The organism is Nonomuraea sp. NPDC001684 (genome assembly GCF_053596515.1).
In genome coordinates, this window is the sequence record NZ_JBSFGJ010000556.1 from 1 (window position 1) to 5,412 (window position 5,412).

The following is a 5,412-nucleotide window of genomic DNA, read 5'->3' on the forward strand; positions in this document are numbered from 1 at the left end:
CTCTGGGAGTCCCTGCGCGCCGTGCGCCGCTACGCCGCCGACCACCTGCCCGACCAGCTCGGCACGGTGATGGAGGCCCTGTACTGCTTCGAGTCCTACGGCCACGACCCGCAGCGGTACGGCCTGGAGACCCGCCTGGTCCCCGACTCCTGCGAGACCGAGGTCGTGGAGCTGCTCAGGGCGGTCGTGGCGGCCGCGCCCGCCGACGAGGACGGCTTCGAGGCCCGGCAGAACGCCGAGGTCGTGGCCGGGGCCGAGAACTACTACCGGACCATGGTCGGCGGCGGCCCCGATTCGTGGAACGTCAGGGACGTGCACATGGCCGACACCCTGGACCGGCTGACCGCCTTCTACGGGGCCAAGGGCGTGGTGTGGGCGCACAACACGCACGTCGGCGACGCCCGCGCCACCGACATGGCCGCCGCCGGCATGACCAACCTCGGCCAGCTGGCCCGCGAGCGGCACGGCGAGGACGTCGTCCTGGTCGGCTTCGGCGGCTACCGGGGGACGGTCGTGGCCGGGGCGAGCTGGGGCACGCGGGCGCACGTCATGCCCGTCCCGCCGGCCCGGCCCGGATCGCTGGAGGCGCTGCTGCACGACGCGCTCGGCGGCGAGCGCGCCCTGTTCGTGACGCCCCGGCGGCCCCGTCCGCGCTGGTTCGACCAGCCGCTGGACCACCGCGCGATCGGCGTCGTCTACCGGCCCGAGCGCGAGAAGTGGGGCAACTACGTGCCCACCGCGCTCGGCGACCGCTACGACGCCTTCATCTGGCTGGACGTCACCGAGGCCCTGCACCCGCTGCACGCCGAGCCGTGGGACGACGTCGAGCCGGAGACCTATCCGAGCGCCATGTGACGGACTGTCGGTGGCAGATGGTTTGATCGCTGCTGTGGAGGCCTCGGTCGAGCAGCTCGTCTACGTCAGGGACGACGAATACACCGTCGCGCGCATGAGCGCCGAGGGCGTGCCCGACTTCGTGGCCACCGGCCGGGCGCTGTCGGGCGCGCAGCCGGGCGAGACGCTCCGGCTGACCGGCGACTGGAGCCACCACGCGCGCCACGGCAGGCGGTTCGCGGTGGCCGGGTGCGAGCGGGTGGTGCCCGCCACGGTCCGGGCGATCCGCGTCTACCTGGGGTCGGGGCTGATCCGCGGCATCGGGCCGCGGCTGGCGTACGCGATCGTCGACCACTTCGGCGAGGAGACGCTCAAGGTCATCGACGCCGAGCCGGGGCGGCTGACCGAGGTCGTCAACATCGGGCCGCTGCGGCAGGCGCAGATCGTCCAGGCGTGGCAGGAGCAGAAGGCCATCGCCGCGCTGATGGTGACGTTGCAGGGGCTGGGCGTCAGCCCGCTGCTCGCGGCCAAGATCCACCAGGTGTTCGGCGGCGAGGCCGAGGAGGTCCTGGCCACCGACCCCTACCGGCTGATCGGCCGGGTCAGGGGCATCGCCTTCCGCGTCGCCGACCGCATCGCGCTGCAGCGAGGGGTGCCCGAGCGCAGCCCGCAGCGGATCAAGGCCGCGCTGCTCGACCGGCTGGAGTCGGCGGCGGTGCGCGACGGCCACTGCTTCGTGCCGGTGCCCCACCTGGTGGCGCGGGCGGCCGAGCTGATCGAGCTCGACCCCGAGGCGGTCGGGCCGATGATCGACGCGCTGGTGGCCGAACGGCGGGTGGTGGTCGAGGCCGACGACGAGCAGCCGGGGCGGGCGGTGGCCTACGCCAAACACGTGCACGCCCGCGAGCGGCAGCTCACCGAGCAGCTCACCCGGCTCCTGCGGGCCCGCTCCACACTGCCGCTGCGTTCCTTCCGCGAGGACGAGACCCTCCACGACGACCAGCGCGCGGCCGTCAACATGGCGCTGACCTGCACCGTCTCGATCATCACCGGTGGGCCCGGCTGCGGCAAGAGCCACACGGTCAGGGCCGTGGCCGCCACGGTCAAGGCGTCGGGCGGCACGGTCACGCTCACGGCCCCCACCGGCAAGGCGGCCAAACGCCTGTCGGAGCTGACCGGCATGCCCGCCATGACCATCCACCGCATGCTCGCCCACCAGCCCGACCCCGACCCGTCCACGCTGTTCGAGGAGGCGCCCGCGCAGGCCGACCTGATCGTGGTCGACGAGGCGTCGATGCTCGACCTCCACCTCGCCACCCGGCTCACGGCGGCCGTCCAGCCGGGCAGCCATCTGCTGCTCATCGGCGACAGCGACCAGCTTCCCAGCATCGGCGCCGGCGACGTGCTGGCCGACCTGCTGCGCGTGGAGGCGATCCCGCGGGTGCGGCTCACCCACGTCTTCCGCCAGGCGAGCGGCAGCGGCATCGTCGAGGCCGCCCACCTCATCCGGGCCGGCCGCATGCCGGCGACGCCGGGGCGCGGCGGGTTCTGGTTCGAGGAGCTCGACGATCCGGCGCGGGTGGCCGAGCGGGTGGCCCATCTGGCCATGGAGGCGATCCCCCGCAAGCAGGGCGTGCCGCCCGAGCAGGTGCAGGTGCTGTGCCCGATGCGCAAGGGCGAGACGGGCGCGGTCACGCTGGGCCGGCTGCTCCAGGACCGCCTCAACCCGGCGGCCGACGACAAGCCCGAGCACTGGTCGGGGGCGTCGGTGTTCCGGGTGGGCGACCGGGTCATGCCCATCCGCAACAACTACGACAAGGGCGTCTTCAACGGGGAGACCGCCACGGTCACCGCCGTGCTGCCGCAGGACCGCGTGGTCGAGGTCCGCACCGACGACGGCGAGACCGTCCAGTACGGGTTCGGCGAGCTCGACGACCTCACCCACGCCTACGCGATCAGCGTGCACCGCTCGCAGGGCAGCGAGTACCCGTTCGTGGTGGCGCCGATCGTGGCCGAGGCGGGCGGGATCATGTTGCGGCGCAAGCTGCTGTACACGCTGGTGACCCGGGCCAAGGCGTGGGTCGTGCTGGTGGGGCAGCGCGAGGCGCTGGAGCTGGCCGTCCACCGGGTGGGCCGCCCCCGCAACACCGGCCTGCCCCGCCGCCTGTCCCAGAGCCTGTCGGCCTGACCCCGGCCCCGGCCGGGGCCGTGATCGATCGGGCCGTGATCGGGCCGTGCCCGGCCGGGGCCGTGAGGGGGACGGGCCGGGTCAGTCCTGGCGGACGAGGGTCGTGGCGAGGAGTTCGGCCAGGTGGCGGCCCTGGCGTCCGGTGCCCGCGGCGGCGATCTGGGTGCGGCAGGAGAAGCCGTCGGCGAGCAGCTCCTCCCCCGGCCCCGCCGACCGTACGGCTGGCCAGAGCCCCTGCTCGGCGCACGCCTGCGACACCTCGTGGTGCCCCCGCTCGAACCCGAAGTTGCCGGCCTGCCCGCAGCAGCCGGAGTCGAGCACGCTGGTCCGGATGCCGAAGCGGTCGAGCACGGCCCGGTCGGCGTCGTAGCCCATGATCGCGCTCTGGTGGCAGTGCACCTGCGCGATCGCCTGCCCGCCGGTCGTGGCCGGCCGCCAGTCGGCGGCGCGCGTCTCCAGCAGCTCGGCCAGCGTCAGGAACCGCTCCGCCAGCAGCCGCGTCTCGGGCGTGTTGAGCAGTTCGGGCCCGTCGGAGCGGAACACGGCGGCGCAGCTCGGCTCCAGGCCGACCACCGGCACCCCGGCCTCGGCCCAGGGGGCGAGCGCCCCCACCGTCCGCGCCAGCACCCGCCGGGCCACCCCGAGCTGCCCGGTGCTGATCCAGGTCAGCCCGCAGCACAGCGTCACCGGCGGCACCACCACCTCGAACCCGGCCGCCTCCAGCACGTCCACGGCGGCCCGCCCGATGCGCGGGTCGAAGTGGTCGGTGAACGTGTCGGCCCACAACACCACCCGCCCCCGCGGGCCCGGCCCGCTCCGGGGACGCCGCCTGAACCAGTCGGTGAACCGCTGCCGGGCGAACCTCGGCAGCTCGCGCTCCGGCGTGATCCCCGCGACGGCCTTGACCAGCCGCGACAGTCCGGGCGCCGAGTTGACCGCGTTGACCAGGCCGGGCGCGGCCGAGGCGAGCGCGGCCCACACCGGCAGCCAGCCCATCGAGTAGTGGGCGCGCGGCCGGACGCGGCGCCGGTAGTGGTGGGCGAGGAACTCGGCCTTGTAGGTGGCCATGTCCACGTTGACCGGGCATTCGGAGCGGCAGCCCTTGCACGACAGGCACAGGTCGAGCGCGTCGCGCACGGCGGCCGAACGCCAGCCGTCGGTGATGACGTCGCCGCGCACCATCTCCTCCAGCAGCCGGGCCCGTCCGCGCGTGGAGTGCTCCTCCTCGCGGGTCACCCGGTAGCTGGGGCACATGACGCCGCCCTCGAAGGTGTGCTTGCGGCAGGTCCCGGTGCCGACGCAGCGGGTGGCGGCGTGCCCGAAACGTCCGTGGTCGTTGGGGTACTGGAAGAACGTCTGGCGCGGCTCGTGCGGGTAGAAGCGGTGCTGGGCCAGGTTCTGGTCGAGGTGGCGGGGATGGACGACCTTGCCCGGGTTCATCCGGTCGCGCGGGTCGAAGATGGCCTTGAAGCGGCCGAACACCTCCACGACCTCCTGGCCGAACATGACCGGCAGCAGCTCGGCCAGCGCCTGGCCGTCGCCGTGCTCGCCGGACAGCGAGCCGCCGTAGGAGGCGACCAGCTCGGCGGCCTCCCGGGCGAAGGCGCGGTAGCGGGCGACGCCATCGTCGGTGTGCAGGTCGAGCGGCAGCCGGCCGTGCACGCAGCCCTGGCCGAAGTGGCCGTACAGGGCGGAGTCCTGGTAGTCGTGCGCGCGCAGCAGCCGCTCGTAGTCGCGCAGGTAGGCGCCCAGCCGCTCGGGCGGCACGGCCGCGTCCGACCAGCCCTCGTACGTCTGGCGGCCGGTCGGCGGGTAGGCCTCCACGCCGAGCCCCGACTCCCGCCACCGCCACAGCCGGTCCTCCCTGGCCGGGTCGCCGAGGAAGGCGTGCGTGGGCGTGGGCGCCTCGGGCCGCTCCCCCACGTCGCGCATCATCGTCTCGGCCCGCTCGCGCGCCTGCTCGGGCGTGTCCCCGCCGAACTGCACCAGCAGCCAGCCGCCGCCCTCGGGCAGGTCCTGGAGCGCCGGGTCGCCGGGGTGCTCCCGCTTGGCCAGCCGGTACATGGTCTCGTCCATGGCCTCCAGCGCGATCGGCGCGTGCCGGGCCACGGCCGGGACGGCGTCGGCGGCGGTGAAGACGTCCTCGAAGCCGAGCACGGCCAGCGCCCTGGCGGGCGGGGACGGCACGACGCGCAGCTCGGCGCGGAGCACGGTCACCAGCGTGCCCTCGCTGCCGGTCAGGGCGCGGGCCAGGTCGAAGCCGTTCTCGGGCAGGAGCTGGTCGAGGTTGTAGCCGGAGATGCGGCGTTCCAGCCTGGGGTAGCGGGTGCGGACCAGTTCCATGGTCTCGTCGCGCAGGTCGCGCACCTGGCGGTAGATCTCGGCCAGCC

3 protein-coding genes are annotated in these 5,412 nt (G+C 74.3%); 2 read left to right on the forward strand and 1 reads right to left on the reverse strand.

Features of this window, described 5'->3' with window-relative positions; genetic code table 11:
- Positions 1–855, forward strand: an 855-nt coding sequence (locus tag ACWCSD_RS46935; protein WP_449925355.1) for an erythromycin esterase family protein, incomplete at its 5' end; no start/stop codon positions are given.
- A 34-nt stretch (positions 856–889) separates the two neighbouring features.
- Entirely contained in the window at positions 890–3,022 is a 2,133-nt protein-coding gene (gene recD2, locus ACWCSD_RS46940; RefSeq protein WP_397156143.1) for an SF1B family DNA helicase RecD2, read from the forward strand.
- 81 nt (positions 3,023–3,103) lie between these two features.
- Here recD2 and ACWCSD_RS46945 read toward each other — a convergent pair.
- A partial coding sequence (locus ACWCSD_RS46945; protein ID WP_449925360.1) for an FAD-binding and (Fe-S)-binding domain-containing protein occupies positions 3,104–5,412 on the reverse strand: 2,309 nt, incomplete at its 5' end.